Source organism: Micromonospora sp. NPDC023814 (assembly GCF_040639595.1).
Classification (GTDB): Bacteria; Actinomycetota; Actinomycetes; order Mycobacteriales; family Micromonosporaceae; genus Micromonospora.
In genome coordinates, this window is sequence record NZ_JBFAAF010000215.1 from 1 (window position 1) to 1,757 (window position 1,757).

The 1,757-nt window shown below is 71.6% G+C and carries 2 protein-coding genes; both read left to right on the forward strand.

The annotated features are described in order from the left end of the window. On the forward strand, nt 1-685 hold a 685-nt coding region (locus AB0G14_RS35520; RefSeq protein ID WP_357705169.1), incomplete at its 5' end, for a response regulator transcription factor. Nucleotides 686-993: 308 nt separating this feature from the next. Beyond that, a partial coding sequence (locus AB0G14_RS35525; RefSeq protein WP_357705171.1) for a WGR domain-containing protein occupies nt 994-1,757 on the forward strand: 764 nt, incomplete at its 3' end.

Consider the following 1,757-nt stretch of genomic DNA (forward strand, 5'->3'; position numbering starts at 1 on the left):
CGACCAGCCGCTGCAACGCTTCGGCTTCCGCATGCTGCTGGACAGCACCGCCGACACTCAGGTCGTCGAAGAGGCCGGGAACGGCGCCGACGCCGTACGCCGCGCCGCGGAGCTGCACCCCGATGTGGTCCTGATGGACGTCCGCATGCCCGGCATGGACGGCATCGAGGCCACCCGGCGGATCGTGGAGGCCGGCGCCCGCTCACACATCCTCATGCTCACCACGTTCGACCTCGACGAATACGTGCACGCCACGCTGCGCGCGGGCGCGAGCGGATTCCTGCTCAAGGACGCCCACCCGGAGGAACTGCTCGCCGGCATCCGCGCGGTCGCCGCCGGCGACGCCGTCATCGCTCCCGCCCTCACCCGGCGGCTGCTCGACGAGTTCGCTCAGCACCTGGGCGGCGCCTCCGCACCCGAACGCCCCGCCGATCCACGGCTGGGCACGCTGACCGACCGGGAACACGGGATCCTGCTCGCCATCGCCCGCGGCCTGACCAACGGCGAGATCGCCGAGGAACTGGTCCTGTCAGAGTCGACCGTCAAGACGCACATCGGCCGGGTACTCGCCAAGATCGGCGCCCTCGACCGGGTCCAGGCCGTCATCTTCGCCTACGACCACGGGCTTGCCGGCAGCCCGTCCCCGGAACCCGCGCCCGGACGCCGGACCACCCCGCAGCGATGACCGACGGGGTCGTCGCCGCCGGGCGCCGCCGGAAAGCGGCGCCCGCGGCGGTGCTGCGGTACCAGCGGCAACCCCACGGTCGAGCCGGCTCAGGTGCGGATCTCCACGTCGATGAACGACACCCGCAGAGCGCGGCGACACCGCCATGGAAGCCGTCCGGGTGCCCGAACGCACGATCGCCCGGCGGATCCCCGCGACCCTCAAGAACGCGGAGCGCAATGGACCCGCCCGGTCGACGCGGGGTCGCTCGCCGTGCTCGCCGTTGCCGAAGATGTCATTCCCCGTGGCTACCGTGTCGCCCGCCGCCATTGGTCGATATCGAGGAGTTGCTCAGGATGCGCTGTTTCGAGCACCGGGGTGCGGGGTCGCCGAAGTTCTGGTGGGTGTCGCGCGACGGTGCCGTGGTGACCGTCCGGTTCGGACGCGTCGGTACCGCGGGACAGACTCGGGTAAAGGAGTTCGCCGACGAGGCGGCGGCGATCGCACATGTGGAGGGGTTGGTCTCGGAGAAGGTGAAGAAGGGGTATATGGAGATGGCCGCCGGCGCCGCCGCGGCGCCGGATGCTGCTGCGGCTGTGTCCGGCCCGGTTGTCTGGGACCCCCCTGTGCCGGACGGTCGGGCGGGCGGACCGGCTGTGTCGGACAGCGGCGCAGCGGAGGGGCCGGTCGTGTTGCCGGACGAGAACGTGCTGGTGCTGCCGGCCGAGTGGAGGCGCAAGGTCCAGCGGCGGCGTGGTGGTCGCGTGGAGGGTTCGTTACCGCGGCTCGCGGGTGCGGTGGCGAAGGCTGAGGCGGTCATGAAAGCCAAGAGCACGGAACGGGCGGAGGTGTTGGCGGCACCGAGGAGTGATGGCGAGCTCGTGGCCGCAGCCGAGGGGTTCCTGGACGGCAGCCGGGTGACGCCGCTCGGCGCGGCGGCGGCCGTGGTGGCGTCGACGCATGCGTGTGAGCATCGCGACTTTGTGCAGTTGGCGGCGCTCGCCGACGGATGGATCGCGGCCCACGGGTTGACGTTCGCGACACGGGGCGTCGCGGAGGCCGCCGGTCTGGACGTCAGAGGGCAGAGATACAA